The sequence below is a fragment of the [Collinsella] massiliensis genome (genome assembly GCF_002161605.1).
Taxonomy (GTDB): Bacteria; Actinomycetota; Coriobacteriia; order Coriobacteriales; family Coriobacteriaceae; genus Enorma.
This window is the reverse complement of the sequence record NZ_NFIE01000005.1, coordinates 1-26821: the sequence shown is the minus strand read 5'-3', so window position 1 is coordinate 26821 and position 26821 is coordinate 1. Positions and strand designations below refer to the sequence as shown.

26 protein-coding genes and 5 tRNA genes are annotated in these 26821 nt (G+C 67.7%); all 31 read right to left on the bottom strand.

Translation table 11 applies throughout. The annotated features are described in order from the left end of the window. Nucleotides 1–22 precede the first annotated feature (22 nt). A tRNA-Pro gene (locus tag B5G02_RS02825) sits at nt 23–99 on the bottom strand. 91 nt (nt 100–190) lie between these two features. Further along, complete coding sequence (gene coaBC, locus B5G02_RS02820; RefSeq protein ID WP_094335103.1) at nt 191–1378, bottom strand: bifunctional phosphopantothenoylcysteine decarboxylase/phosphopantothenate--cysteine ligase CoaBC; 1188 nt, start codon at nt 1376–1378, stop codon at nt 191–193. Beyond that, entirely contained in the window at nt 1375–2103 is a 729-nt protein-coding gene (locus B5G02_RS02815; protein WP_094335102.1) for a zinc ribbon domain-containing protein, read from the bottom strand. The genes coaBC and B5G02_RS02815 overlap by 4 nt, the downstream gene beginning before the upstream one ends. Beyond that, nucleotides 2100–2918, bottom strand: a complete 819-nt coding sequence (locus tag B5G02_RS02810) for a Nif3-like dinuclear metal center hexameric protein (RefSeq protein WP_094335101.1) — start codon at nt 2916–2918, stop codon at nt 2100–2102. The genes B5G02_RS02815 and B5G02_RS02810 overlap by 4 nt, the downstream gene beginning before the upstream one ends. Then, nucleotides 2915–4090, bottom strand: a complete 1176-nt coding sequence (locus B5G02_RS02805; RefSeq protein WP_094335100.1) for a cysteine desulfurase family protein — start codon at nt 4088–4090, stop codon at nt 2915–2917. The genes B5G02_RS02810 and B5G02_RS02805 overlap by 4 nt, the downstream gene beginning before the upstream one ends. Then, on the bottom strand, nt 4087–4767 hold the full coding sequence (gene rpe / locus B5G02_RS02800; RefSeq protein ID WP_094335099.1) for a ribulose-phosphate 3-epimerase: 681 nt from the start codon (nt 4765–4767) through the stop codon (nt 4087–4089). The genes B5G02_RS02805 and rpe overlap by 4 nt, the downstream gene beginning before the upstream one ends. Before the next feature lie 59 nt (nt 4768–4826). Further along, nucleotides 4827–5834: an NAD(P)H-dependent glycerol-3-phosphate dehydrogenase gene (locus tag B5G02_RS02795; protein WP_094335098.1), complete on the bottom strand. Its 1008-nt coding sequence runs from the start codon at nt 5832–5834 to the stop codon at nt 4827–4829. A gap of 3 nt (nt 5835–5837) precedes the next feature. Continuing rightward, nucleotides 5838–6500: a glycerol-3-phosphate 1-O-acyltransferase PlsY gene (gene plsY, locus B5G02_RS02790; protein WP_094335097.1), complete on the bottom strand. Its 663-nt coding sequence runs from the start codon at nt 6498–6500 to the stop codon at nt 5838–5840. A gap of 1 nt (nt 6501) precedes the next feature. Further along, nucleotides 6502–7842, bottom strand: a complete 1341-nt coding sequence (der, locus tag B5G02_RS02785; RefSeq protein WP_019238569.1) for a ribosome biogenesis GTPase Der — start codon at nt 7840–7842, stop codon at nt 6502–6504. 36 nt (nt 7843–7878) lie between these two features. Further along, the gene (locus B5G02_RS02780; protein WP_094335096.1) at nt 7879–9267 is read right to left on the bottom strand and encodes a DUF512 domain-containing protein; all 1389 of its coding nucleotides are present in this window, start codon (nt 9265–9267) and stop codon (nt 7879–7881) included. Between the two features lie 5 nt (nt 9268–9272). Beyond that, on the bottom strand, nt 9273–10124 hold the full coding sequence (locus B5G02_RS02775; protein ID WP_094335095.1) for a 4-hydroxy-3-methylbut-2-enyl diphosphate reductase: 852 nt from the start codon (nt 10122–10124) through the stop codon (nt 9273–9275). 2 nt (nt 10125–10126) lie between these two features. Further along, entirely contained in the window at nt 10127–10852 is a 726-nt protein-coding gene (locus tag B5G02_RS02770; RefSeq protein ID WP_094335094.1) for a lysophospholipid acyltransferase family protein, read from the bottom strand. 2 nt (nt 10853–10854) lie between these two features. Next, on the bottom strand, nt 10855–11532 hold the full coding sequence (cmk, locus tag B5G02_RS02765) for a (d)CMP kinase (RefSeq protein WP_094335093.1): 678 nt from the start codon (nt 11530–11532) through the stop codon (nt 10855–10857). Nucleotides 11533–11604: 72 nt separating this feature from the next. Then, a complete protein-coding gene (locus B5G02_RS02760; RefSeq protein ID WP_094335092.1) occupies nt 11605–12399 on the bottom strand; it encodes a pseudouridine synthase in 795 nt (264 codons plus the stop codon). Beyond that, complete coding sequence (gene scpB, locus B5G02_RS02755; RefSeq protein ID WP_094335091.1) at nt 12380–13105, bottom strand: SMC-Scp complex subunit ScpB; 726 nt, start codon at nt 13103–13105, stop codon at nt 12380–12382. Before scpB ends, B5G02_RS02760 begins: the two co-directional genes overlap by 20 nt. An 11-nt stretch (nt 13106–13116) precedes the next feature. After that, the gene (locus tag B5G02_RS02750; protein ID WP_094335090.1) at nt 13117–13953 is read right to left on the bottom strand and encodes a segregation and condensation protein A; all 837 of its coding nucleotides are present in this window, start codon (nt 13951–13953) and stop codon (nt 13117–13119) included. Between the two features lie 62 nt (nt 13954–14015). Beyond that, nucleotides 14016–14687: a site-2 protease family protein gene (locus tag B5G02_RS02745; RefSeq protein ID WP_094335089.1), complete on the bottom strand. Its 672-nt coding sequence runs from the start codon at nt 14685–14687 to the stop codon at nt 14016–14018. Between the two features lie 8 nt (nt 14688–14695). Further along, complete coding sequence (locus B5G02_RS02740) at nt 14696–14992, bottom strand: hypothetical protein (protein WP_019238560.1); 297 nt, start codon at nt 14990–14992, stop codon at nt 14696–14698. Beyond that, entirely contained in the window at nt 14979–17012 is a 2034-nt protein-coding gene (locus tag B5G02_RS02735; protein ID WP_094335088.1) for an ABC-F family ATP-binding cassette domain-containing protein, read from the bottom strand. The genes B5G02_RS02740 and B5G02_RS02735 overlap by 14 nt, the downstream gene beginning before the upstream one ends. Nucleotides 17013–17151: 139 nt before the next feature. Beyond that, nucleotides 17152–17226: transfer RNA gene (locus B5G02_RS02730), tRNA-Val, on the bottom strand. A gap of 188 nt (nt 17227–17414) precedes the next feature. Then, a tRNA-Ile gene (locus tag B5G02_RS02725) sits at nt 17415–17490 on the bottom strand. 47 nt (nt 17491–17537) lie between these two features. Beyond that, a tRNA-Ala gene (locus B5G02_RS02720) sits at nt 17538–17610 on the bottom strand. Between the two features lie 101 nt (nt 17611–17711). Next, nucleotides 17712–17787 (bottom strand) — tRNA-Ala (locus B5G02_RS02715). Nucleotides 17788–17865: 78 nt separating this feature from the next. Continuing rightward, the gene (locus tag B5G02_RS02710; RefSeq protein ID WP_094335087.1) at nt 17866–19584 is read right to left on the bottom strand and encodes a proline--tRNA ligase; all 1719 of its coding nucleotides are present in this window, start codon (nt 19582–19584) and stop codon (nt 17866–17868) included. Between the two features lie 189 nt (nt 19585–19773). Further along, nucleotides 19774–20838, bottom strand: coding sequence for a flavodoxin-dependent (E)-4-hydroxy-3-methylbut-2-enyl-diphosphate synthase (gene ispG / locus B5G02_RS02705; RefSeq protein ID WP_094335086.1), 1065 nt, complete (start codon nt 20836–20838; stop codon nt 19774–19776). A gap of 13 nt (nt 20839–20851) precedes the next feature. Beyond that, nucleotides 20852–22222 carry a M50 family metallopeptidase gene (locus B5G02_RS02700; protein WP_094335085.1) on the bottom strand — a complete coding sequence of 457 codons (1371 nt, stop codon included), beginning with the start codon at nt 22220–22222 and terminating at the stop codon, nt 20852–20854. Nucleotides 22223–22279: 57 nt separating this feature from the next. Next, a complete protein-coding gene (gene dxr / locus B5G02_RS02695) occupies nt 22280–23431 on the bottom strand; it encodes a 1-deoxy-D-xylulose-5-phosphate reductoisomerase (protein WP_241146142.1) in 1152 nt (383 codons plus the stop codon). Further along, nucleotides 23428–24312 (bottom strand): phosphatidate cytidylyltransferase, encoded by an 885-nt coding sequence (locus B5G02_RS02690; protein WP_232385464.1) that lies wholly within the window; start codon nt 24310–24312, stop codon nt 23428–23430. The genes dxr and B5G02_RS02690 overlap by 4 nt, the downstream gene beginning before the upstream one ends. Nucleotides 24313–24327: 15 nt before the next feature. Then, complete coding sequence (locus B5G02_RS02685; protein WP_019238553.1) at nt 24328–25122, bottom strand: isoprenyl transferase; 795 nt, start codon at nt 25120–25122, stop codon at nt 24328–24330. 1 nt (nt 25123) lies between these two features. Further along, nucleotides 25124–25657, bottom strand: a complete 534-nt coding sequence (gene frr / locus B5G02_RS02680) for a ribosome recycling factor (RefSeq protein ID WP_019238552.1) — start codon at nt 25655–25657, stop codon at nt 25124–25126. 1 nt (nt 25658) lies between these two features. After that, nucleotides 25659–26378, bottom strand: coding sequence for a UMP kinase (gene pyrH, locus B5G02_RS02675; RefSeq protein WP_019238551.1), 720 nt, complete (start codon nt 26376–26378; stop codon nt 25659–25661). Nucleotides 26379–26821 lie beyond the last annotated feature (443 nt).

The following is a 26821-nucleotide window of genomic DNA, read 5'->3' as shown; positions in this document are numbered from 1 at the left end:
TCATCCGGCGCCCTGAATAATCTGGTCGGGACGACTGGATTTGAACCAGCGACCCCTTGACCCCCAGTCAAGTGCGCTACCAAACTGCGCCACGTCCCGTAACCGTGCTGCATCGCACAGCAAAAGATACTTTACTCAAGTCGTGCCCATTATGCAAGCACGAATTCTGAAAACCTTGAAGCGCAGCGGCTTAGCCCGCCATGCGCTGGAGGATCTTGCGCGCGAGCTCATCCTTCGCAAGGACGGGCAGCTCCTCGACGCCGTCCGCCGTGACCCACCAGGCCTTGTCGGTATCGCTCCCGAAACCGGAATCGCTGCGGCTCACGTCGTTCGCGACGATGGCGTCGCAGCCCTTGCGGTCGAGCTTGCGCTGGGCGTACGCCACGGGATCTCCCGTCTCGGCAGCGAAGCCCACCACGACTCGGTCCCCCTTGCGCTCGGAGAGGGCGCGCAGGATGTCCTCCGTGGGAACGAGCTCGATGGAGGAGAGCGGCTCGATGCCCTTCTTGAGCTTATGGTCCGCGGGATGCGCGGGGGTGTAGTCCGCGACCGCGGCGGCGCAGATGGCCATCGTCGCCTGTTCGAACGACGCGAGCGCCGCATCGAGCATCTCGTGCGCCGTCTCGACCCGCTCGACCCGCACGCCGTGGGGCGCCGGCGCATCGCAGGGGCCGAGCACGAGCGTGACCTCGGCGCCCATGTCGCGCGCGGCGCGGGCGAGCGCGATGCCCATCTTGCCCGAGGAGCGGTTCCCGATGAAGCGCACCGGGTCGATGGGCTCATGGGTGGGCCCGGCCGTGATGAGCACGCGCTCCCCTGCGAGCACCTGCGACGCGGCGAGCGCGCGCTCAGCCGCATCGGCGATGAGCTCGACTTCGATGAGCCTCCCCTCGTCGACATCCCCGCACGCGAGGTAGCCCGAGCCGGGACCCACCTGCGCGATGCCGCGCTCCCGCAGGCGCGCCATGTTCTCTTGCGTGACCTGCGCGCGCCACATGTTCGCGTTCATCGCGGGGGCGACCACGATGGGCGAGGTCGCGGCGAGGAGCGTCGTGGAGAGCAGGTCGTCGGCGATACCCGCCGCCATCTTCGCGATGACGTTCGCGGTAGCCGGGGCAACGATGATGACATCGGCTTCCTTCGCGAGCGAGATGTGGTGGATGGGATCGCTCGGGTCGTCGAAGAGGCCGAGCGCCACCGGCTCGCGCGTGAGCGCGCGGAAGGTCGTGGGATCCACGAAGTGCGTCGCGTGCTCGCTCATGAGCGCCTTGGCGCGCGCGCCGCGGCGCTGGAGCTCGCGCACGAGCTCACACGCCTTGTATGCCGCGATGCAGCCCGTCACGCAGACGAGCGCGCAGCGCCCCTCGAGCGCGCTCACGATGCATCCCCCTCGTCGTCCGCATCGACCACGAGGATGCGGTGGCAATAGGGGCATTCGGTAATCTGCCCGCCGCGCTTGACCTCATCGAGCGACGACTCCATGAGCTTCGTGCGGCAGAGGGTGGGCGTGTCGTCGCGGAGCGCCTCGACGCCGAGGCCCTTGAACGAGGCGGCCGCCTGCTCATACGCGCGCTGAAGCTCCTCGCCGAGTGCGGCGTGCAGGCGCTCGCGTTCTGCCTGGGCGGCGGCGATGCGCTCCTGGATGTCGGTCGCGACCTCCCGCGCCCGCACCGCCTGCGCCTTGACCTGGCCCTCAAGGCGGTCGATGGCAGTGGTGCCCTTCGCCTCGCGCTCGAGCACGCGCTCAAGCGCCCCCTCGCGCTCGCGCTGGTCGAACGCGACCTTGTCGAGAGCCTTGGCGAGGTTCGAGAGCTCGATCTCGAGGTCCTGCACCTCGCGGTAGTCCGTGAGCCGCGCCGCCTTCGCCTGCGCGCCCTCGACCTGCTCGCGGTAATAGGCCTCTTCATCGGCAAGATCCGAGAGATCCGTCTCGATATCCTTGCGGGCGCCCTTCACCTTGAGCATCTCCTCGCGGGCGCGCGCAAGGTGCTTGCGCAGGCGCTGCAGCCCGATGAGCTCGGGTAGCTTGGAGAGCTCAAGGCGCAGGCGCTGCAGCTCGAGGTCGGTTTCCTGCAGCTTCAGTAGGCGTGCACCATCATTCATGCAAGTCTTCCTCCCGTGTAGGTCCACCATGGGCGTTCTTCCCTCCGCGTGCGCTCCGCGACCGCGATGCGCTCGGGAGCTATCCCCGCGCGCTCGCATGCGCATGCGAGCACCTGGCAGAAGGGTTCCTCGGAGACGTCGTGCCCCAACAGCACGACACCGAGGCCGCGCGCGGCCAAATCCTGGCACACATGATACCCCGCCTCGCCGCAGACGATGGCGTCCGCCCCCGCGCGGAGCGCGAGGTCACCGAAATGGCCGAGGCTGCCGCCCATGAAGGCGACGCGCGCCACCTTCGCCGCAGGCGCGCCCCAGACGCGCGGGTCGACGTCGAGGGCTTCCGCGGCACGCGCGGCGAGGTCGCGCAGGGTGCAAGGTTCGACGTCTGCGATCGCACCGTAGCCGGGCGTCGCAGGGTCGTCCGCATGCTCGAGCGAGGTCGCGACCGCGATTCCCAGGCGCGCCGGAAGCGCCTCCCGCGCCGCGAGCGAGCGGTCGAGGTTCGTATGGAACGAGAGCACGCTCAGCCCGAGCCGCGCGGCCTCGAAGACCGCTGCGCCCGCCTGGGGGCGGTCGGACGCGAGCGGCGTGAAGGCATCCGGCGCCTCGATGTAGACGGGATGATGCGCGACGAGGACGTTCGCCCCCATCGCATGCGCGGCGCGCACCTCCTCGGCTGTGGCATCGAGCGCCACGCGCACGAGGCGCACCTCGTCGGCGGGGTCGCCGACGGAAAGGCCGACATGGTCCCATGCTTCCGCCTGCTCGCGCGGGAAGGCATCGAATAGGGCGGCCTCAAGCTCGCGCACCTTCATGGACGGCTCCCTTCCACGATATCGAGCAGCGCGTCGGCGAACGCGGTAAGGTCATCTGGATCGACGCGGTCATCGAACGAGATGCGGAGCGACCCGTTCGCCGCCTCGCCGGGAAGCCCCATCGCCGTGAGGACATGGCTCGCCTCCGCGCTCGCACTCGAGCAGGCGGAGCCGGCGGACACGCAGAAGCCGCGCTGGTCGAGGCGGAGGATGAGGTCCTCGGACTCGAACCCGTCCACGTACACGGACACGATGCCGCCGAGGCGCTCGGCGGGCACTGGCAGGCCGAGCGTCGCGTGGATGCGGCTCGAGGTGGTGAGGCGCTCGTAGAGCGTTCCGGAGAGCTCCCGAAGGCGCGCCCAATCGGCCTCAGCGTTCGGGGCGAGCAGGCGGGCGACCGCAGCGAGGGCGAGCGCCGAGCGCACGTCCTGCGTGCCCGGGCGGCGCCCCGCCTCCTGCCCGCCGCCGCGCGCCTGGGGCGTGAACGGCGTCGCGCGCCTGAGGTAGAGCGCGCCCACGCTCACCGGGGCACCGACCTTGTGGCCGGCGAGAGAGAGCGCGTCGACGCCGAGCTCGTCCACGTCGATGGGCACGTGGAGATAGCCCTGGATGGCGTCGGTGTGAAAGCGCGCGCCCCTTGCATGCGCGGCCTGGGCGAGCGCGCGGATGGGCTGGAGCGCCCCCGTCTCGTTGTTCGCGAACATGATCGAGACGAGAGCGACGTCATCCCCGAGCAGCTGCTCGAGGTCATCCGGCTCGATGCGCCCATGGGCGCCCGGCTTCACGACGTCGACGCTGAAACCCGCCCGCCTGAGCGCGGGCAGGTTATCGAGGACGGAATCGTGTTCGATCGCGGAGGTCACGATGCGCGTACGGTTCGGCTCATGCGCGCGCACCGCATCCGCGATGCCCATGAGCGCGAGCACATTGGCCTCCGTGCCGCCCGAGGTGAAGACGACCTCCTGGGGGCGCACGGTGGTACCGAGGGAGCTGGCGACGTCGCGGCGGGCGCGCTCGAGCGCCGCGGCGGCCTCCCTCCCGAGCGAATGGAGCGAGTTGGGGTTCGCGCCCGCGATGCGCGATGCGTCATAGGCGCGCATGGCGTCGATGGCTTCCGGGCGAAGCGGGGTCGACGCGGCGTAGTCGAGGTTCACCATGCGAGTCGGGTTCATGAACGGGCGCCCTCGAGCGCGGCCTTCGCGAGCGCGCGCATGCGGTCGATCTCCGCGTTCAGGTCGGCGGCGCCATACACCGCGGAACCCGCGACGAAGGTGTCCGCGCCCGCGGCGGCAATCCGCTCGATGTTCCCGGCGGAGATGCCCCCGTCGACCTCGATGCGCGGATGCGCGCCGGCGCGCTCGCAGAGCGAAACGAGGCGCTCGATCTTGGCATACGTGCCCTCGATGAAGCGCTGGCCGCCGAACCCGGGGTTCACGCTCATGACGAGCACCATGTCGAGGTCGGCCAGGATGTCCTCGAGCGCGCCCACGGGCGTGGCGGGGTTCAAGACGACACCCGCCTGGGCGCCGCGCTCCTTGATGTGGGAGACGGTGCGATGCAGGTGCGTCGAGGCCTCGGCGTGGACGGTGATGATGTCCGCCCCCGCATCGAGGTACCAATCGATCGTCTCGTCAGGGTTCGAGACCATCATGTGCACGTCGAGCGGGATGTCGGTCACGCGCTTGCAGGCGGCCACGACATTCGGCCCGAACGTGAGGTTGCCGGTGAAGTGGCCGTCCATGACATCGACGTGGATGAGGTCGGCATGCGAGATGCGCTCGAGGTCGCGCGCAAGGTAGGCGATGTCGGCGGAGAGGATCGATGGTGCGATGCGGGGTTCGAAGCTCATGTCGTTCCTTTCAGCGTGTATGTCGGGACTGCGATTGGGGGATGTGCCCGCGGCTACCGCTACCGGTCGAGCCCGTAGAACTCCTCGGTGGGCGTGCGCACGATGAGGGCCTCGAGCGCCTCGTCGAGCGTCATGCCGCGGTAGAGCGCCGCCTCGAGGCAGAACGTGATGGGCGCGTCCACGCCGAGCCGCCGGCAGAGCTCGGCGGTGCTCTTCGCGGCCGCGGCTCCCTCGACCACCATGTGCGTGCGCGCCTGGTAGGCGTCGAGCGATTCACCGTGGGCGAAGGCGACGCCGAAGGAGCGGTTGCGGGAGTGCTCGGAGGTGCACGTCACCACGAGGTCGCCCATGCCGGCGAGGCCCATGCAGGTCATGGGGTCGCCGCCGCGCGCGTGCACGATGCGGCTGATCTCGGCCAGGCCGCGCGTCATGATGAGCGCAAGCGTGTTGTCGCCGTAGCCCGACCCCGCCGCGATGCCGCAGACGATGGCGATGACGTTCTTCACCGCGCCGCACGTCTCGACGCCCACGACGTCGGAGGACGCGTAGAGCCTGAACGCGGGCGAGATGAGCAGGTCCTTGAAGAAGGCGACGACGCCCGGGTGCTCGGAGGCCACCACGGCGGCGGCGAGCGTGCCGCGGCAAATCTCCTCGGCGTGGTTGGGACCGGAAAGCGCGGCGACGCGCTCGGGATGGCCGAGCTCCTCTTCCACGACCTCCGTCATGAGCTTGCCCGTCCCCGGCTCGATGCCCTTCGTGAGGCAGAGCACGGGCACATCGGCGGCGATGTACGGGGCGGCCCCGTGAATGGTCGCGCGGATGAAGGGCGACGGCACGACGACGATGACGCCCTCGGCGCCCTCGAGCGCCTCGCGGAAGTCGCCCGTGGCGCGCACGTTATCGGGCAGCGTGAAATCGGTGAGGTAGAGCGGGTTGCGATGGTGCTCGTTGATGCCGGCGGGCACCGGCTCGTCGTGCGACCACAGCATGACCTCGTCGGCGCGCGCGGCCGCGACGCCGGCGATCGCCGTCCCCCACGATCCGGCGCCGATGACGGTGACCTTCACGGCTTACCCCTCCTTCTTGCTGCCGAAGGACAGCTTCGATTCCGTACCGGCGCGCAGGCGCGCGATGTTCGCCCGATGCGCCCACACGACCGTCCAGCCCAGAAGCGCCCACACCGCGATGACGGCAGGGGAAAGATATGGCACGAGGATGGAGACGGTGAGCGGGACGAGCGCCGCCGTCACGATCGAGCCCACAGAGACGTACCGCGTGATCGCGACGAGCACGATGAAGATCGCGAGGTGGATGAGGGCGAGCGGCCAGAAGAACCCGAACAGGATGCCCACGCCCGTGGCGATGCCCTTGCCGCCGTGGAAGTGCAGGTAGGGCGAGAAGATGTGGCCGTAGAGGCAGGCGAGCGCCACGAAGGCCACCATGAGCTGGACGCTCACCTCGGGCGCCCAGGCGATCCCCCACAGGACGGTCATGGCCGCGCGCATGCAGATCGTGCCCTTGAGCAGGTCGCAGGCGAGCGTGAGCGCCGCCACCTTGGGGCCGGCGACCCGAAGCGCGTTCGTGGTGCCGATGTTGCCCGACCCCTCGTGCTGTAGGTCCTTGTGGCTCATGGCCTTGGCGAGAATCTTCCCGAAGGGAATCCCGCAGATGAGGTAGGACACGAGCATCAAGCCGAGCGTGGCGTAGACCGCCACATCCACTCCGTAGGTCATGTTACTCCCCCGCTTCCTTGCGATCGTGCTTCTTGTGGAAGTACAGGCGGATGGGCGTACCCTCGAAGCCGAACTCGGCGCGCATGCGGTTCTCGACGTAGCGGCGGTACGTGTCGTTCACGAGGTCGGGGTGGTTCACGAAGAAGGTGAAGGCGGGCGGGTTCGTGCCGGTCTGCGTCACGTAGTGCATGCGCAGGCGGCGCTTGCCGTCCACGACGGTATGGCCAAACTCGCGCAGCCCGGTGAGGAAGCGGTTGAGCGCCGAGGTGGAGATGGTCTTGGCGCGCTCGGCGGCCGCGGCGTCGATGAGCTTCCAGATCTTCTCGACCGAGCGGCCCGTGAGCGCCGAGATGCGCAGGATGGGCGCCCAGGGGGCAAGCGTCATGCGACGGTTCACCGTGTCGAGGGCCTGCTCGCGCTTGTAGTCGTCGTCGAGGAGGTCCCACTTGTTGAGCAGGATCACGAGGGCGCAGCCGCGGTCGATGGCGAGGTTCGCGACCTTCTGGTCCTGCTCGGTCATCCCGACGCCGGAGTCCACGACGAGCAGCGCCACGTCGGCGCGATCGATGGCACGGAGCCCGCGCACCATGGAGTAGTACTCGATGTTCTCGTACACGGTGCTCTTCTTACGGATGCCCGCCGTGTCCACGAGGCGGTAGCGGCGGCCGTCGCGCTCCACGTAGGTGTCGATGGCATCGCGCGTGGTGCCCGCGATGTCGGAGACGATGGAGCGCTCCGAACCGATGATCTTGTTGAAGAGCGACGACTTGCCCGCGTTCGGTCGGCCGATGATCGCGACGCCGAGCGCGTCGGGATAGGGATCGTCCTCGTCCTCCCCTTCCTCGGGCAAAAGCGACACGACCTCATCGAGCAGGTCGCCCGTGCCGTGCCCGTGGTGCGCGGAAATGGGACGGGGGTCGCCGATGCCGAGCGAGTAGAACTCCCAGAGGCGCTCGTCCTCGCGGGCGGGGTTGTCGAGCTTGTTCACGAGCAAGAGGACGGGCTTCTTCACGCGCTTCAGCATGCGCGCGACCGATTCGTCCTCCTCGGTGACGCCCACGGAGCCGTCGACGACGAAGAGGACCACATCGGCCTCCTCCGCGGCGGCGAGCGCCTGGTCGCGGATCGAGGTGGAAAAGACGTCATCGCTCTTCATGGGCTCGATGCCGCCCGTGTCGACGAGCGTGAACTCGCGCCCGTTCCAATCCGCGTCGTGGTACGAGCGGTCGCGCGTCACGCCGCGACTCTCATGCACGATGGCGTCGTTCGTGCCCGCAAGGCGGTTGACGAGCGTCGACTTGCCGACGTTCGGCCTTCCCACGATGGCGACGATGGGTTTCATGCGCACTCCTTCGTATCGGTGCCCTCGCACCGGGTGTTAGACGATGTGCTCGCAGGTCGCGAGGAGGTCGCTCGGCATGGTCGACGACACCGCGACCATGGCCCCGCGCCCCTCGAGCTCCCCGACGAGACGCATCCGATGATACCCGTCCAGCGTGACGCCGTCGGCGTTGAAGATGACGTCCGGCACAATCAACATGACCCGCGTGAGGTCGCCGGGCAGCTGGGCGAGGATATCGCGGGCGCAGATGAGGCCCGTGACATCGACGTTGCCGCCAAAGTAGTCGTTCTTGATGGGCAGGACGCGCCCGCCGAGCCCCGGCTCCCCGACGAAGCGCTCGACGGTCGGCGCGGCCGCGGCGCCGCTCAAGACCATAAGCTCCAGGCCCGTCGCGCGCAGGCGCTCGCGGAGGCCTTCGATGCGCGCGGCCTCCGCGGAGCGCAACGCCAGAGCCTCGTCGAGGTAGCTCCGGATCATGCCGATGCCGTCGTAGTACTGCGGATAGCCGTCATAGGAGGCGGCCTCGGGCACGGGCAGCCCGGCGTCGAGGTAGAACTCGTCGGCGAGCTGGAAGACGGTGCGCCCGCGCTCGGCGCGAGCGCGCTCCTGGTAAGGCCGCACCTGCTCGATGACGGCTCGGGCCGATGCGGGGTCGTCCGAATACGAGGCGGTGAAGCGGTCCTGGAAGCGAGTGTAGCCGAGCGGCACGATGCCGAGGCTCGTCACCTGCGCCCGCGCCGCGCACCACGCGAGCGTGTGGTCGAGCTCCACACCGTCGTTCTCACCCGGTACGAGGACGATCTGTGCGTGGATCTCGATGTCCGCCGCGATGAGCCGCTCGAGCACCTCCATGCCGCGCGCGGCGTTTCCGCCCATGAGGCGGCGGCGCACGTCGGGGGACACCGCGTGGAGCGACACGTTCATGGGGCTCAGGCGGTGCGTGATGATGCGCTCCACGTCCTCGTCCGAGAGGTTCGTGAGCGTGACGAAGTTCCCCTGCAGAAAGCTCAGGCGGTAGTCGTCGTCGCGGATGTAGAGCGTGCCGCGCATGTGCGGCGGCAGCATGCGCATGAAGCAGAACGTGCAGGCGTTCACGCAGGTGCGCATGCCGTCGAAGACCGCGCCGTCGAACTCGATGCCCCAGTCCTCGCCGGGAAGCCGCTCGAGGTAGGCGGTGTCGATGAGGCCATCGCGCTCGTCGAGCACCTCGAGCTCGCAGGTAGCGTCGGAGGCCTCCCAGAGCCAGTCGATCATATCGGCGAGCGGCGCGCCGTTCACGCTGAGCACGCGCATGCCCGGCTCGATCCCGGCGTCGTCGACGGGGGACTCGGGCGCGACGGCGGTGACGAGGGCTCCCCGGGCGTCGGCATCGCGCGAGCGGCCGTAATCCGCGCGCTCGCGGGCATAGGGCGGAAGCTCGGGCATCTCGGTCACTCCCCGCTCATGATCTGCTCGATGCGCGCGCGGACGCGGTCGATGTGCTCCTGCGGCGTCGAGGCGCCGGCCGTGATGCCCACCTCGTAGGCGCCCGCGAACCAGGCGGGGTCGAGCTCGTCCTCAGATTCAATGTGATGCGTGGACGCGCACGCGGCGGCGCAGATCTCGGCCAGGCGGCGCGTGTTGCCGGAGTTCTTGCCGCCCACGACGATCATGCAGTCCGAAGCGGCCGCGAGCTCGGCTGCCGCCCGCTGCCGCTCCTCCGTCGCCTTGCAGATGGTGTTCACGACGCGCAGCTCCCGCACGCGCGGGGCGAGCGCGGCGACGATCTCGGAGAGGCGCTGGGCGGTCTGGGTCGTCTGCACGACGACGCCGACCCTCGGCTTGAGCGTGAGGCCGGCGACCTCGGAGGCCTCCCCCACCACCTGCGCGCGCGCCCCGGCATGCCCGAGGATGCCCTCGACCTCCGGGTGACCCGCCTCGCCGATCACGAGCAGCTGGTAGCCCTCGCGCGTGAGCTGGGCGGCCGCGTCGTGCACCTTCTTCACGTACGGGCAGGTGGCGTCGACCACGTCGAGCCCGCGCGCGCGGGCGGCGTCGACGACCTCGGGCACCACGCCGTGCGTGCGGATGATGAGCGTGCCCTCGCGCGCATCGTCGAGCGTCTCGGCGAGCTCGACGCCGGAGCTCGCGAGGTCGCGCACGACGAGCGGGTTATGGATGAGCGGGCCCAGGGTATGGACGGGGGGCGTTGCCTCCGCACCGCAGCGACGGGCGAGCTTGAGGGCGCGTTCGACGCCGTAGCAGGCGCCGGCGTGGTCGGCCACGCGGATGTTCGCGGTCATGCCTACCGCCTCCCCGGATGCTCGGCGCGCAGCTCGTCGCGGACCGCGTACATGCGGCGGATCGATTCGTCCTCGAGCCATTGCAGGCGCTCGCGACGGCCCACGTCCGCAGGGGCGTCGGTGAGCGAGAGGCCCTCGCCGCAGCGGATCCACGTCTTGAGCGGCCGCATGATGTGCGACCCCTCGGGCGTGATGTCGCGGAAGCCGCAGACGGCGATGGGCACGACGCGCGCCTTGGCCATCTGCGCGATGAGGGCGAAGCCGCCGTGCACCTCGACGGGTTGGTCATCCGAGCGGATGCGCGTCCCCTCGGGGTAGATGAGGACGTCCTCGCCGCGCTTCAGGGCGTGCTGGGCGCGACGGAGCGATTTCATGTCAGCGGTGCCGCGGTCCACGGGGATGCCCCCCACGCGCGCGAAGAACCAGCGCACGACGGGGTTCTTGTTGAACTCGGACTTCATGATGGGCCTAACGCGGCGCCCCGTGCGCACGATGTGGCAGACGGTCGCCACCACCTCTCCCATCGACGTGTGGTTCGAGATGATGATGGAGCCGGTCTCCCCCTTCGGCAGCAGCTCCTCGGGGCGCTCGACGCGCCAGCGCCAGAAGACCTTCGTGAACGCGTAGAGGATAGCGATGATGACGAGGTAGAGGGCGCGTATTGCCGGGGGGTTCTCGCGCATGCCGCGGTCGTAGTAGTAATCCTCGTCGTGGAAGAACCGTGCCATGGCTAGCGCCTCTCCTCGATGAGGCGGGCGATGCGGTCGCATACCTCGTCGATGGTGTGTGCGGTGGAATCGATCTCGACGGCGTCGGGCGCCTCGACGAGCGGGGCGACCGCACGGCCGGCATCCGCCGCATCGCGCCGCTCGATCGCAGCGAGGGTCTCCTCCACCTCGCGCTCGAGCGCCTCGGCATCAGGCGCATCCCCTCCATGGCGCTGGAGGACGCGGCGGCGCGCCCGCTCACGGGGATCGGCGGTGAGGAAGACCTTCACCTCGGCGTCCGGGAACACCACCGTGCCGATGTCGCGCCCCTCGGCCACGATGTCATGGCCCTCTGCGACGGCGCGCTGCGGCTCGAGCATGGCCTCGCGCACGCCGGGATAGGCCGCCACCTTCGAGACGGTCGCGTCGACGGCGGGCGTACGGATCTCGCGGCTCACGTCGCGGCCGTCGACGGTGATGCGCAGGGCGCCCTCGACCGGGGCGAAGCGGATGGTGATGGTGCGCGCGAGCGCCTCGACCCCCTGCTCATCGTCCAGGTCGATGCCGCGATCGGCGGCCATGAACGCCACCGCGCGGTACATCGCGCCCGTATCGAGCTTCTCGAACCCGAAGCGCTGCGCGAGCTCGCGCGCGATGGTCGATTTCCCCGAGCCGGCGGGGCCGTCTATTGCCACGATCATGCAAGTAATCCTTCCGTCACACTTCATGCGCGCCCGAGTGGTAAGCGCCGCGGGCGCGGTCTCATCAGGGTATCACGATGCAGTCGCGGGCTCTTCCCCGAAACCCGCGGCGCGGCGGAGCGCGCGCACCTCGGCGTCGGTCAGGTAGCGCCAGCCGCCCTCGGCGAGCCCCTCGAGCCCAAGCGGCCCGAACCGCGGGCGGTGCAGGGCGAGCACGGGGTGCCCGACGGCGCCGAGCATGCGCTTCACCTGGTTCTTCCGGCCTTCGCGCAGATGGATCTCGACCACGCTCGTCGAGCCCGCGCGCCTGAGCACCCGGCACGGGGCGGGCTGGCAGGGGCCGTCGTCGAGCATGATGCCCGCGCGCAGGGGGTCGAGCTCGCGGTCGGCGACCCGCCCGTCGACGCGCGCGATATAGACCTTCTCCACATGGTGCGAGGGGTGCAGCAGCGCCTGGCCGAGGTCGCCGTCAGTCGTGAAGAGGAGCAGCCCCGTCGTGTCGAGGTCGAGCCTGCCCACCGGGAAGAGCCCGGGATGGGCGGCCGTGGGGACGAGCGTGGCCACGCAGGGGCGCCCCTGCGGGTCGCTCATGGTGGTGAGGTGGCCCGCGGGCTTGTTGAGCATGAGGTAGACCGCGCCGCCATCGAGCTTCACGCGCTGCCCGTCCACCTCGACCACATCGCGGTCGACATCGACCTTCGTGCCGAGCTCGCACGCCACCTCGCCGTTCACCGTCACGCGCCCGGCCGTCATGAGGGCCTCGGAGCCGCGACGGCTCGCGACGCCCGCGCGCGCCAGGAAGCGCTGGAGGCGCATCGTGTGCGGGTAGGTGCCCGCCGCCGCGTCGCTAGGCATCGTCGCCGTCATCCGTCGCGTCGCCCACGATCATGAGGTCGTCATCCTCGTCGAATTCGCCGTCCTCGGCCGCGCCGTCGATGAGCTCGCGCTCCTCCTCGAGGTCCTCGTCGGTTTCCTCAAGGGTCGATGCGATGGAGCGCCCGGAGAGGCGCTCGCGGATGAATTGGCGCGATTGCTCGTCGGGCGCGAACTGCTCGAGGTCGGGCAGGTCGCGGGTCGAGCGCAGGCCGAACTTCTCGAGGAAGGCGTTGGTCGTGCCGTAGAGGATCGCCTGACCGCGCTGGGCGTCGCGGCCGACCTCGCGCACGAGCCCCTTGTCGACGAGCGAGGAGATGACGCCGTCGGAGTTCACGCCGCGGATGCCCTTCACGGTCTCGCGCGTCACGGGCTGGTGGTAGGCGATCACAGCGAGCGTCTCGAGGGCGGCCTGCGACAGGCGCTGGGTGTCCCAGGAGAGCACGTAGGCCTCCACCTGGTCGTGGTAAGCGGGGTGCGTGAAGAGCCGCCAGCCGCCCGCGACCTCGCGCAGCTGGAAGCCTCGGTTCGCCTCCTCGTACTCCACCTTGAGCTCGGCGAGCAGCGACGCCGCCTCACCCGGCGTGATGTCGATGGCCTGGGCGAGCGTGCTCGCGCTCACCGGGTCGCTCGACACGAGAAGCAGCGCCTCGAGGGCGCCCTTCGGCGAGAGCGGGCTCAACGGTTCAAGATCGTTCATGCTAGATCCCCTTACCTGCTGGACGCGTCCGGCGCGGAGCTGCCGGCATGGTCGTAGTCGTCCTCGAGCGCCTCGCCCGGATGGTACTCGGGCGCGCCCTCAACGCGGTCGATGCGGATCTCGCCGAAGAGGTCGTCTTGCTCGAGCGTGATGGAGCCGCGCTTCGCGAGCTCGAGGATGGCGAGGAAGGTGGCCACGAGCTGCTCGGTCGTGGAGTCGGCATCGAGGAGCGCGCGGAACGTGGTGTGCTCGTTGACGCGCGTGAAGCGGTCCACGGAGGCGACGGTGAGCTCGATGGGCACGCGTTTCGGCGCCACGTGCTCGGCCTCGAGGAGAAACGTCTCGCGGCGGCTGTCGAGGTCCGCGCAGATCACGGCGAGGCCGCGCAGCGTGATGTCCTTGAGGTAGTCGGGCATGAGGTTCAGGAACTCGGGGTCGGGGCCGGCCACGCGCGGGTGCATGCGGCTCTCGGCCTCCATGCGGCTGCCCAGGGCGGCGGCCGCCCCCTTGAACTGCTTGTAGGCGATGAGCCGTTGGATGAGCACCTCGCGCAGCGACGCGGCGTCGAGCCCGGCGTACTCATCGTCGAGATCGTCGTCATCTGCGTGCACGGGCGCGTCGTCGGGCACGAGTGAGGCCGCCTTGATGTCGAGGAGCGTCGCAGCCACGAGCAGAAAATCGCTTGCGACGTCCAGGTCGAGGGCCTCGATGCGCTCGACCTCGGCGAGGTACTGATCGGTCACCTCGGCGATGGAGATCGCTCCGATATCCACCTTCTGGCGCGAGACGAGCTGCAGGAGCAGATCGAAGGGGCCGGTGAACGCCTGCGTGGTCACGCGATAGGACATCGCCCCTCCCCTCGAATCGCGGCTTCCCGATTACCTAACCCATATAGTGTAGCGTAGATGCGCTACAGGGCGAACGAGAGCAGCGCGTTCAAGATGGGATAGACCGTGAGGTCGAAGTACCAGCCGATGATGTCGATGCCCGTGAGCGAGGGCAGCAGGTAGAGAACGATGATGAGGATCGGCATGGCGTAGCGCTGGACCTGGTAATAGGTGCGGAGCGCGTCGCCGTGCAGGAAGGGCACAAGGATGCTCGACCCGTCGAGCGGCGGCAGCGGGATGAGGTTGAAGAAGGCGAGCGACAGGTTCACCGACATGCAGGTGATAAGGAACGAGGCGATGAGGTTCGAGAGACGGTAGGACAGGCTACCCGAGAGGAGCGCCGGCGATGAGAGGGAGAGCACGAGCGCGGCCAGGCACGCGATGAGGATGTTCGACACCGGCCCCGAAAGCGCCACGAGCACCTCATCGCGCTTGGGGTGCTTGAGGTTGCCGAGGTAGACGGGGACGGGCTTCGCGTAAGCGAACACCGGGCCTCCCGCGAGCACCATGAGCAGCGGGAGGATGACCGTGCCGAAGGGGTCGATGTGGTTCAGGGGGTTGAGCGAGACGCGGCCGCGCGAGCGCGCCGTCGAATCGCCGAGCAGATAGGCGGTCAGCGCATGGGCGCTCTCGTGCACGACGATGCCGATGATGACCGCGAGGGCGGAGATGAGGATGGAGACGAGACGACCCATGTAAGCTCCTATCGAATCGCGCGCGAGATGCGGGCGCAGGCGAAGTCGAGCAGGAAGAGCACGATGGCCACGGCGAGGAAGTCGAAGCGGAATACCCCGCCGAAGGGCGACACGATCACGCCCCAGCCCGCGATGATCGATGGCAGCGCGCGCGAGAGGTCGATGGTGAGGCCCGTGAGCCCCAGCTGGTTCACGACGCCGGGGAAGCACAGCAAGATCACGAGGACGCAGAGGGCGATGCCGAGGATGCGGAACGCATACGCGAGGATGGTGAGCGCGACCGCGGCCGCCTTACGCGCCTCCATGTGCCATCTCCTCCTCGATCGTCTCGGATAGCTCGAGCCATTCGTCCTCGAGCGCGGGCAGTTCCTGCTTCAGGCTGTTATATTCCCCAAGCGCCTCGTTGAAGCGCGCTTGATCGGCATAGAGCTCCTCGCTCGCCATGAGTTCCATAAGCTCGTCATAGCGGGCGCGCTTGCGCTCCAGGTCCCGCTCGACCTGCTTCAGGCGGTCGCGCGTCTTCTTCAGGCGCTTGTTGAGGGCGGCGCGCGCCTCGGCTTCCGCCCGGCGCTGCTCGCGCGTCTTCTTTCCCTCGCGCGGGGCGGCGTCCTCGGCGGCGCGATGGGTGCGGGGCGCCTTGGGCGCGAAGGAGACCTCCGGCGCCGGGGCGGCCTCAGAGGCACCCTCCCCTGCCTGGGCGGCCCGCGCCGCCAGGTCCTCGCGCTTGAAGAGGTAATAGTCGTAATCGCCGTCGATGACCGTTATCTTGCCGTCGCGGATGTCGATCACGCGGTTCGCCACGGCGCGCACGAGGTGCTCGTCATGGCTGATGAGCACGAGCGTGCCCGGGAAGCGCTTGAGCGCGTTCTCGAGCATGTCGACGGAATCGATGTCCAGGTGGTTCGTGGGCTCGTCGAGGCAGAGCAGTGCCTCGGGCGCGACGAGCATCTTGGCGAGCGCCAGGCGCGCCCGCTCGCCGCCCGAGAGCACGCCCACGCGCTTGTCGACGTCGTCGCCGCTGAAGAGGAACGCACCCAGAAGGCTCCGCTGCTGGGGAACCGTCCACGTGGGCGCCACGGAATCGATCTCCTGCAGGACGGTGTTGGACTCCTTGAGGCCCTCGAGCTGGTGCTGGGCGTAGTAGGCCACGCCCACGCTCACGCCGAGCTCGCGCGTGCCCTCGGTGGGCGGCTCGATGCCCGCGAGCATCTTGAGCAGCGTCGACTTGCCCGCGCCGTTGGGGCCCACGAGCGCGACGTGGTCGCCGCGGTAGAGCGTGAGGTCAATGCCGTCGTAGATATGGTGCGCGCCGTAGGACTTCGAGACGCCCTCGAGCTTGGCCACCATGTCGCCCGAGCGCGGCGGGTCGGGGAACTTGAAGTCCACGTGCTTGTGCCCTTCGGGCAGGATCACGAGCTCCCGCTTGATCTGTTCGATGCGGCGCATGCGCTCCTGGGCCTGGGCGGCCTTCGTGGGCTTGTAGCGGAACTTGTCGACGAAGACCTGCATGTGCGCGATCTCACGCTCCTGCGCGGCGCGCTTGGCGCGCATCTGCTCGAGGTTGTCCTCGCGCTGCTTGAGGTAGGAGCTGTAGTTCCCCGTATACACGGTGATGCGGCGGTTCTCGAGCGCGGCGACGTGGTCCACGCAGGCGTCCATGAAGGCGCGGTCGTGGCTCACGATGACGACGGCTCCCTCGTAGGCCGCGATGAAGCCGCGCAGCCACTGCACGCTCTCGAGGTCGAGGTGGTTCGTGGGCTCGTCGAGGAGGAGCAGGTCGGGATGGCGCAGGAACAGCTTGGCGAGGGCGATGCGCATCTGCCAGCCGCCCGAGAACTCGGCGCAGGGCTTGTTGAAATCGTCCACGGGGAACCCGAGGCCGGCAAGGATCTGCCGCGCGTTGCTCTCGAGCTCGTAGCCGCCCAGGCTCTCGAAGCGATCCTGGACGCGGCCGTACTCGTCGAGCAGGCGCTGCGGCACCTCGCCCGTCTCCCCCGCCTCGGCGATCTCGAGCTGGAGCTCCTCGGCGCGCTCACCGAGGGCGCGGATCTCGCTCGCCGCGTTCATGACCTCGTCGATGACGGGCACGTCGGAGGCGAGCTTCGTCTCCTGCTCCAGGTAGCCCACGTTCACGTCCTTGGCGAACGTGATGGTGCCTGCGTCGAGCGCGTCGAGCCCCATGATGATCTTCAGCAGCGTGGTCTTGCCCGCGCCGTTGGGGCCCACGAGGGCATAGCGCTCGCCGGGGTTCACCTGGAACGAGGCGCCGCTGAAGAGCGTGCGCGCACCGAAGCTCTTCTCGATCTTATCAACGGAGAGGATCATGCCTTCCCGATGCCTTCCCGCGGCGTGGCCGCATCCCTGGTCGAAGCGGCGCGCGGGCGGGCGCCCGGCGTGGCCATAGGGTCGCGTTCGACCGACTCATACAAAAAAGGTCCGGTAGAACCGAACCCGTTTCATTCGATGGTGGGCGTTACAAGATTTGAACTTGTGACCCCTTCCGTGTGAAGGAAGTGCTCTACCCCTGAGCCAAACGCCCATCTGCTTTTCAGCGATAGCTATACTAACACGACCGCCGCGCCCTGCCAAGCAGAAATTTTCAATCTCTTCTCGATCGCCGATGATATGAGGTGGAGCAGCTGGTTCACATCATGTTTGGTGAGTGAGATGGTGCTGAAACTTTGGATATGCAAAAGGCCAGACGCATGGCCTGGCCTCGAAAATTGCTGGTGGGCCCTGAGGGATTTGAACCCCCAACCCAGGGATTATGAGTCCCCTGCGCTAACCGTTGCGCCAAGAGCCCGGATATGAAAACAGCCCCTGTTACCAGAGGCTGCGCATTCACGTGGGTGGAGACGAGGGGGATCGAACCCCTGACCTCTTGACTGCCAGTCAAGCGCTCTCCCAGCTGAGCTACGCCCCCAAGCGGTGCGGGAACTACTATAGGGAATTGCCCCCGCCAATGCAAGCAAAAACTTGCGGAAAACGAAAACACCCCGCCGGAGCAGGGTGTCGATGATGCGATGGTGGAGACGAGGGGGATCGAACCCCTGACCTCTTGACTGCCAGTCAAGCGCTCTCCCAGCTGAGCTACGCCCCCAAGCAACGTTGCTATAATACGGAAGTTCCCCCGCGCGCGCAAGCACTTTTTTCGGAAAACTTCGTGAGGCGTCACGTCCTATGCGCGCGCTGTCTCGATGACCTGCGCGAGCCGCTCGACGACGTCGTCGGCGGGCACGTCCTCGCGCTCGCCCGTCGCGCGGCACTTGAGCTCCACGGTGCCGTTCGCAAGGCCGCGCTTGCCCACGATGAGCTGGTACGGGAAGCCCATGAGGTCGTTGTCGGCGAACTTCACGCCCGGGCGCTCGGCGCGGTCGTCGAACACGACCTCGATGCCCGCAGCCGCGAGCTCCTCGGCGATCGCCGCCGCGCGGTCGAACGCCTCGCCCTTCTTGTCGAGAGCGATGACCGAGACCTCGTAGGGCGCCACGGAGACGGGCCACACGATGCCGTGGTCGTCGTGGTGCTGCTCGACGATGGCGGCGAGGGTGCGCGAAATGCCGATGCCGTAGCAGCCCATGTAGAACGGCTGCTCACGGCCGTTCTCGTCGGCGAAGGTGGCGCCCATCTTGGCCGCGTACTTGTCCGGACCGATCTGGAACACCTGGCCGCACTCGATGCCGCGCCCGCCCTTGAGCGGCGCTCCGCAGTGCGGGCAGGGGTCGCCTTCCTTGACGGTCACGAGGTCCTCCCACGCATCGACCGTGAAATCGCGGCCGGGGCAGGCACCCGTGTAGTGGTAGTCGACCTCGTTGGCACCGCACGTCCAGCTCTTCGAGGCCTGGAGCGAAGAATCGCACACGAGGCGCACGCCCGCGGGCAGGCCCACCGGCCCGATGAAGCCCTTGTGCAGGCCCGTCTCATCGAGCTCCTCCTCGGTCATGAGGTGGTAGTCGCCGAAGAGCTTGGCAGCCTTGATCTCGTTGAGCTCGTGGTCGCCGGGAACGATGGCCACGACGGGGTTCCCCTCCCCATCGATGAGGGCGAGCGACTTGCGCGTGCCGTTCTCGGGGAAGCCGAAGAACTCCGCGACGGCCTCGATCGTGCCCAGGCCGGGGGTCGAGACCTTCTGCAGGGTGCCGTCACCCGGGCCCTCGCTCACCGCGACCGTTGTCGACGCGGCCTCGTCATCGGCCGCGAAGCCGCAGTCGCACCACACGAGCGACGCCTCGCCCGCGTCGGCGAGCGCCATGTACTCGATGGAGGAGTCGCCGCCGATCTCGCCGGAATCCGCCGCGACGGGGAGCGCCTTCAGGCCGCAGCGCTCGCAGTAGCGCGCGTAGGCGCCCTTCATGTCCTCGTAGACCTCCTGCAGGCTCTCCTGCGTGGCGGAGAAGCTGTAGGCGTCCTTCATGATGAACTCGCGGCCGCGCATGAGCCCGAAGCGCGGGCGCAGCTCGTCGCGGAACTTGTCCTGGATCTGGTAGAGGGTCACCGGGAGCTGCTTGTAGCTCTTGAGCTCGTTGCGGACGAGGTCGGTGAACGTCTCCTCGTGCGTGGGGCCGAGGCAGAACGTGCGGTCGTGGCGGTCCTCGAGGCGCATGAGCTCAGGCCCGTAGGCGCCGATGCGGCCGGACTCCTCCCAGAGCTCCGCGGGGGTGAGGATGGGCGCGAGCATCTCCTGGGCGCCGATGGCGTCCATCTCGTCGCGGCAGATGTCCTCGATCTTGCGGATGGAGCGCCAGGCCAGCGGCAGGTAGCTGTACAGGCCCGAGGCGACCTTGCGGATGAGGCCGGCGCGCAGCATGAGCTTATGGCTCGCGAGCTCCGCCTCGGCTGGATCCTCCTTGAGCGTGGGCGCATAGAGCGCAGACATCTTCATGACACGGGTGGCCATAGGGGCTCCTCCTTCGCAGCATCCAATAACCGCACGATGATACCACGCTTAGCGCACCCCCTCGCGATGGGTTGGTTGGGGACGTGTTCCCTTCAACCCATCAGGGGATGATCGGGGACTGGCTCCGTTCAACCCATCGCGTCGTCGCCGGGCAAAGGGGTTGAACGGAACACGTCCCCAACCAACCCATCAGAGGCGGTCGATCTCCTCCATGAGGGCGTCGACGATCTCGGACTCCGCGACCTTGCGCACAGGCTTACCATGCTTGAAGAGCAGCGCGCTCCCCCGTCCGCAGGCAACGCCCACATCGGCATCCGAGGCCTCCCCCGGCCCGTTCACCACGCAGCCCATGGCGGCGACCGAAATGGGCTTCGTGCAGCCCGCGAGCCGCCGCTCGACCTCCTGCGCGATGGGGATGAGGTCGACCTGCGTGCGCCCGCACGTGGGGCACGACACGAGCTCCGGGCCCCTGCGGCGGATGCCGAGGCACTCGAGGATGCCCCAGGCGACCGGCGGCTCCTCGACGGGATCGGCCGTGAGGGAGACGCGCAGCGTGTCGCCGATGCCGTCGGCGAGCAGCGTACCCAGGCCGACGGCGCTCTTGATGGTGCCGGCGCGCACGGTGCCGGCCTCGGTGACGCCCAGGTGGAGCGGCACCTGCGGGAGCTCCGCGGAAAGGGCGCGGTACGTCTCGATGGTTGTGGGCACGCTGTGCGCCTTCGCGGAGAGCACGATATCGGTGAAGCCGCGGTCCTCGAAGTGCTCGACGAAGCGCAGCGAGGAGGCCACGAGCTTCTGGGGCAGCGTCCATCCCGCACGTTCCGCGATATCCTGCTCGAGAGAGCCGGCGTTCACGCCAATGCGTATGGCGGCACCGGCGGCTCCTGCGGCGTCGATCACCGCATCGACGCGCTCCCACGACCCGATATTGCCCGGGTTGATGCGGAGCTTCGCTGCACCCGCCTCGATCGCGGCGAGGGCGAGACGGTAGTCGAAGTGGATGTCGGCCACGATGGGCACGGGGGACGCCTCACAGACCGCGCGGAAACCGTCGACGGCATCGCGGTTCGGCAGGGTGACGCGCACGATGTCGCAGCCGGCATCCGCGAGCGCGCACACCTGCTCGAGCGTTGCCTCCCCATCCGCCGTGGGCGTGCAGGTCATGGACTGCACGACGACGGGCGCACCGCCCCCGATGACCACATCGCCCACGTGCACCCGACGCGTGCGCTCACGCGGAAGGGAACCGTCCATTCGAGCCTCCTCGCTAGATGATGAACCGGATGATGTCGTTTCTGAGCACGTAGACGAAGAGCGCGATGAACAGCGCGACGCCCACGTACGAGATGATCGTCTGCGCCTTGAGGGGCACCTCGCGGCGCGTGATTGCCTGGATGATCTCGATGAGAAGCTTGCCGCCGTCGAGCGGTGGGATGGGCAGCAGGTTCATGAGGCCGAGCGAGAACGAGATGAGCGCCGCGAGGGTGAGGAAGGTCGTCGGTCCGGCGGCGGCCGCCTGCGCCGACATGACCGAGATGCCCACCACCGAGGTCGAGCTATCGAGCATCTGGAGCGTCTGCGCGGGGTTGAAGAGCTGCGCGATGCCACGGGCCGTCTCGGCGATGTAGCTCCACGAGAGCCGTGCCGAATCGATCGGGTTCAAGCGCACGCGCTCGTAGGAGACGCTCACGCCGAGCGCCTCATCGGGGTCGAGCGCGACCTCTACCTGCTCGCGCTCACCCTCGTGCCCGAAGACGACCTCGAAGGGCTCCCCGTCCTCGCGGGCGCGGGCGATCGCGTTCACGATGTCCTCCCAGGTCTCCGTTTCGGTACCGTCGACCGAGTAGACGGTGTCGCCGGGGGCGATGCCGACCTCCTCGGCGACGGAGCCCGCCTCGATGCCGCCGATGACGTTCACGTTCTGCGCGACATCGATTCCGACGAGGGAGTAGATGCACATGATGAGGACAAAGCCCGACAGGAGGTTCACGAAGATGCCGGCGACGAGCATGACGGCGCGCGGGAAAAAGCCCTTGCCCATATACGTGCGCGAACGTTCCGCCGCAAGAAATTCCTCATCCGACATGGGCGGATCCCAGGGTTCGCCCTGGACGGTCGCCGACGCGCGGTCGAAGTGCCTGCCGTCGAGCAGGGTCGCCCCATGCGCATCGCGCGGCACAGCAGCGTAGGTCGTGGCATAGCGCGAACCGCCCTCGTACTCCCCCTGTTCCGGGTCGTATACGGGCGCCACAGAGCCCCACTCGGCGAGCTGGATGCAGGCATCGAGCGCCTCGTCCTCGGTGATGCCGAGTTCCTCGGCCAGCTCCCCCACCGTGCAACTGCCGCGCCGATGCACGAGGCCGAGGACGGCGGCGGCGTATTCGCTCGTGGCGGGATCCATGCCGCAGATCATGGCATAGCCGCCCAGGAGCAGCGGAGTCAAGCCGAAGCGCGTGCCGTTGCGCTTCGAGACGAAGCTCAGCCGCCAGCGGCACGGAAGCCCGAGGAAATACTCGGTCACCCGCACACCGAAGGCGCGCGCCGCAAGGTAGTGCCCGCCCTCATGGACGAACACCAAGGCGGACAGGAGCACGAGCCCCCAGAACGCCGTGGTAACAAAGGAGATGAGCGCCTGCATAGCGACCTATCGTTCGATGTGACTAAATATGATAAAAACCAGCCTGTCTGGATTTTATCATTTGATGAGGGTGCGGGCGAAGGAGCGGGCCCAGGCGTCGACCGCGGCGAGCTGCTCGAGCGACTCGACGTCCTCGCGGACGTGCGCATCGAGCGCGCCCTCGACGATGCGGGCGATGTCGTTGAAGCCACAGGAGCCGCCGAGGAACGCCTCGACCGCCACCTCGTTGGCGGCGTTGAGCACCGCCGGGCACGTACCGCCCTCCACGCCGGCGCGCTCCGCGAGCGCGAGGCACGGGAAGGCCTTGGTATCCGGCGCGTCGAAGCTGAGCGAGCCGATGGTACGGAAATCCATGCGCTTACAGGGCGCCTCCCAGCGCTCGGGATAGGACAGCGCATACTGGATGGGGATCCGCATGTCGGAGGTGCCCAGCTGGGCGATGACCGAGCCGTCGGAGAACTCGACCATGGAATGGATCTTCGCCTCGCGCTGGATGAGCACGATGATGCGCTCGAGCGGCATGTGGAACAGGTGCATGGCCTCGATGCGCTCGAGCCCCTTGTTCATGAGCGTCGCGGAATCGATCGAGATCTTCGGCCCCATGGACCACGCGGGATGCCGGAGCGCCCGCCCGGGCGTGACGCTCTCCAGATCGGTATGGCTCATGCCGAAGAAGGGGCCGCCGGAGCACGTGAGCCAGATGGCATGCACGCGGGAGCGTTGCTCGCCCACGAGGCATTGGAAGATGGCGCCGTGCTCGGAATCGACGGGCAGAAGCTGGTCGCGCGCGGCGAGCGGCATGAGCAGGTCGCCGCCCACCACGAGGGACTCCTTGTTCGCGAGCGCGAGGCGCTTGCCCGCGCGGAGGGCGGCATAGCTCGCGCGCAGCCCCGCCGCACCCACGACGGCGTTGAGCACGCAGTCCACGTCGTCGCGCTCGCAGAGCTCGATGAGGCCGTCGGGTCCCACCAAGAGTTCGCAGGAATCCGGGAGCTCGTCGAGGACGGGATCGGCGGCATGGGCGGGGTCGGAGACGCAGACGCTCCGCGCACCGAATGTGCGCGCAGCCTCCACGAGCCCGTCGGTGCTCCCATGCACCGAGAGGGCGACGACATCGAGCTTGTCGGGGTTCTGCCGGCACACGTCGAGGGTCTGCCGTCCGATGGATCCCGTGCAGCCGAGCACGGCGATGCGCATCCGTTCACTCATAGCACGCCTCCGATATGCAAGAGGAGCTGCGCGGTGATACAGCCGAAGATGAGCGAGTCGCAGCGGTCGAGCATGCCGCCGTGACCGGGGATGAGGTGCCCCGAGTCCTTCACCCCCACCGCCCGCTTGATGCGCGACTCGATGAGGTCTCCGATGACGCCGAGCACCGCCACGGCGGCACCGCACACGACAGCGAAGAAGGCATCGAAGGTGAAGAGCCCCGTGGCGAAGAGGATGAGCCACACGATGATGGATCCCACGATGCCGCCGACGAAGCCCTCCCAGGTCTTCTTCGGGCTGATGCGCGGCGCCATCTTATGCCGGCCGATCGCCTTGCCCACGAGGTAGGCGAACGAATCGGAAACCCACAGGGAGGCACAGACGCCGATGGTGAGGACGGCGCCCGCCCAGCCGGGCAGGGCATCGCGCAGAAGCACGATCGACGAGAGCATGAAGCCCGTGTACACGGCCCCCATGAGGGTGGCCGCAACATCCGCGATGCGGGCGCGCGGCGTGTACACGTACCAGAGCCCGAGCGAGAGCATGAAGAGGAAGATGAGCGCCGTGAGCAACACCGAGTCGCCCAGGGCGGCGAGCGGGAAGAGCACGGCCGCGATGTCGCCGATGATCTCGTTGGGCATCTTGCCGTCGCGGCGGACCATCTGGAAGAACTCATGCGCGCACAGGCCGCTCAGAAGGGCGATGAACAGGGCGCAAGGGATGGTGCCCGCGAGGATGCACCCGATGAACAGCACCGCGTACACCGCAGCCGATGCGACCCGGACGGATAGCCCTTTGAACGACCGTCGGTCGGCTGCCTCGGAGGGGGTCACCGTCGTGGACTCCCCGCCCTTTGCCATGTCTTCTTCAGTTGCTGCCATCGTATCGGGTACCTCTTACTCGTGGATACCGCCAAACCGGCGGTCGCGACCCTGGAAGGTGAGGATCGCGTCGATGAGGCCCCATCGGTCGAAATCCGGCCAATAGGTCCTCGTGATGTAGAACTCGGAATATGCAGCCTGCCACAGCAGGTAGTTGGAGAGCCTCAGCTCGCCGGAGGTGCGGATGATGAGCTCGGGGTCGGGCAAGCCCGCGGTGTAGAGCTTGCCCGCCACCGCGCACTCGTCGATGTCCTCGGGCTCGATGGTGCCGGCGGCAACGTCCTCGGCGAGCAGGCGCGCCGCGCGGGCGAGCTCGGCGCGAGCGCCGTAGTTCACCGCGAGCGCGAGCACCATGCCGGTATGGTGCGCCGTCTCGGAAAGGCCGTACTCGAAGACCTCGCGCGTGCGCTTGGGCAGCGCGGAGATATCGCCCAAGAAGACCACGCGAACGTTCTCGCGGCGCAAAAGCGGCAACTCGTCCACGAACGTCTGGGCGAAGAGGTGCATGAGGAGGTTGACCTCGGCCGCGGGGCGCTTCCAGTTCTCCGTGGAAAAGGCGTAGGCGCTCATGACCTCGACACCCAGGCGCACGCACGCGGTAATGATCTCGCGCAGGGCCACGATACCGGCCTTATGGCCCTCGCCGCGCGAGAGCCCCTGCGCCGTAGCCCAGCGCCCGTTGCCATCCATGATGCAGGAGATATGGCGCGGGATTCGCGTGCGGTCGAGGGCGGAGAACTCGAGCCCCGTGGGCGGGTTCGCGAAGAACGTCTCGAAGGTCGAGTCGTCGTAGATGTGATCGGCTGCCACGTCAGATCTCCATGACCTCGGCCTCTTTGGCCTTGAGCATCTCGTCGATCTTCTTGATGTAGGCGTCCGTGTGCTTCTGCACCTTCGCCTGCTCGCGGCGTACCTCGTCCTCGGAGAGCTCCTCGTCGCGCTCGAGCTTGCCGTTCACGTCGCGGCGGATGTTGCGGATGGAGACGCGCGCCTGCTCGGCGATCTCGCGGCACTCCTTCACGAGTTCGCGGCGGCGCTCCTCGGTGGGCGCCGGGAACGGCAGGCGGATGACCGTGCCGTCGCTCGAGGGGGTGATGCCGAGGTCGGAGGCGTTGAGGGCATGCACGATGCCGTTCAGGACGGACTTGTCCCAGGGCTCGATCATGAGCATGTGCGCCTCGGGCACCTTCACGGCGGCGACCTGCGTGATGGGCGTGGGGACGCCGTAGTAGTCGATGGTGATGTCGGAGAGGATGTTCGCGTTGGCGCGGCCGGTGCGCACCTTGGCGAACTCATGCGTCAGGCTCTCGATGGTCTTGTCCATGCGTTCGGTGATCTCGGCCATGTTAGTCCTCCTTGACGACGGTGCCGACGGGTTCGCCCATGAGGGCGCGCTTGATGTTGCCATCGCCCTCGATGTTGAGGACGATGATGGGCATGTGGTTATCCTGGCAGAGCGCCGCGGCCGTGGAGTCCATGACCTGCAGCCCGCGCACGAGTACCTCGTGGTGCGAGATGGTATCGAAGCGCACGGCGTCGGCGTTCTCCTTGGGGTCCTTGTCGTAGATGCCGTTCACCTTCGTGGCCTTGATGAGGCAATCGGCGTCGATCTCGCAGGCGCGGAGCGCGGCGGCGGTGTCGGTGGTGAAGTAGGGGTTACCCGAACCGGCGGCGAAGATGACGATGTCGCCCTTCTCGAGGTGGCGCATGGCGCGACGGCGGATGTAGGGTTCGCAGACCTCGTTCATCTGGATGGCGCTCATGACGCGGCATTCGCAGCCCGCACGCTCGAAGGCATCCTGCAGCGCGAGCGCGTTCATGACGGTCGCGAGCATGCCCATGTAGTCGGCCTGCGCGCGGTCCATGCCCTTCGCGGCGCCGGCCATGCCGCGGAAGATGTTGCCCCCGCCCACGACGACGCCGATCTCGATGCCGTCATCGTGTAGTTCGCGGACCTGGGCGGCGAGCCGATCGGTCACCTCGGGATCGATGCCGTAGCCGCCCTCCCCCATGAGCGCTTCGCCCGAGAGCTTGAGCAGCACGCGCTTGTATCGATATTCGGACAAGGAATGCCTCCTTTTGGTCGTACCTTACGACATTCTAGCAAAGAGCATATGTAGCTGGACATAGAATGAATAACCTCGGAGATATCCCATTGCGCGTGAAAATGTTCTCAAGCTAATACCTGCAGGCACATTGCTCATTCTTGACACTGCAGGACGATTCTCCCCGCCCAAAGAATTATGTTGTTTTTAGTTGTCCGCCCATAACGAAACGCAGTGCCCGACGGTATTCCTAAACCGTTCAAAGTCGTAAGGTAACCATATGTCGAATGCATAAAAATACATGTCAAATCCGAAATAGAATAAAGTTAGATCGCGTGAAGGGAGACCAGCTATATGAAGTCAAGACCTGAAGGCTAGCTTTTCTCATTCCCGGATCTATCGGAACCAGCACCTTGAGAACCGGATACCGAATGCTTTGAAGGGTCCCTCCCGGGCCTTGCCGG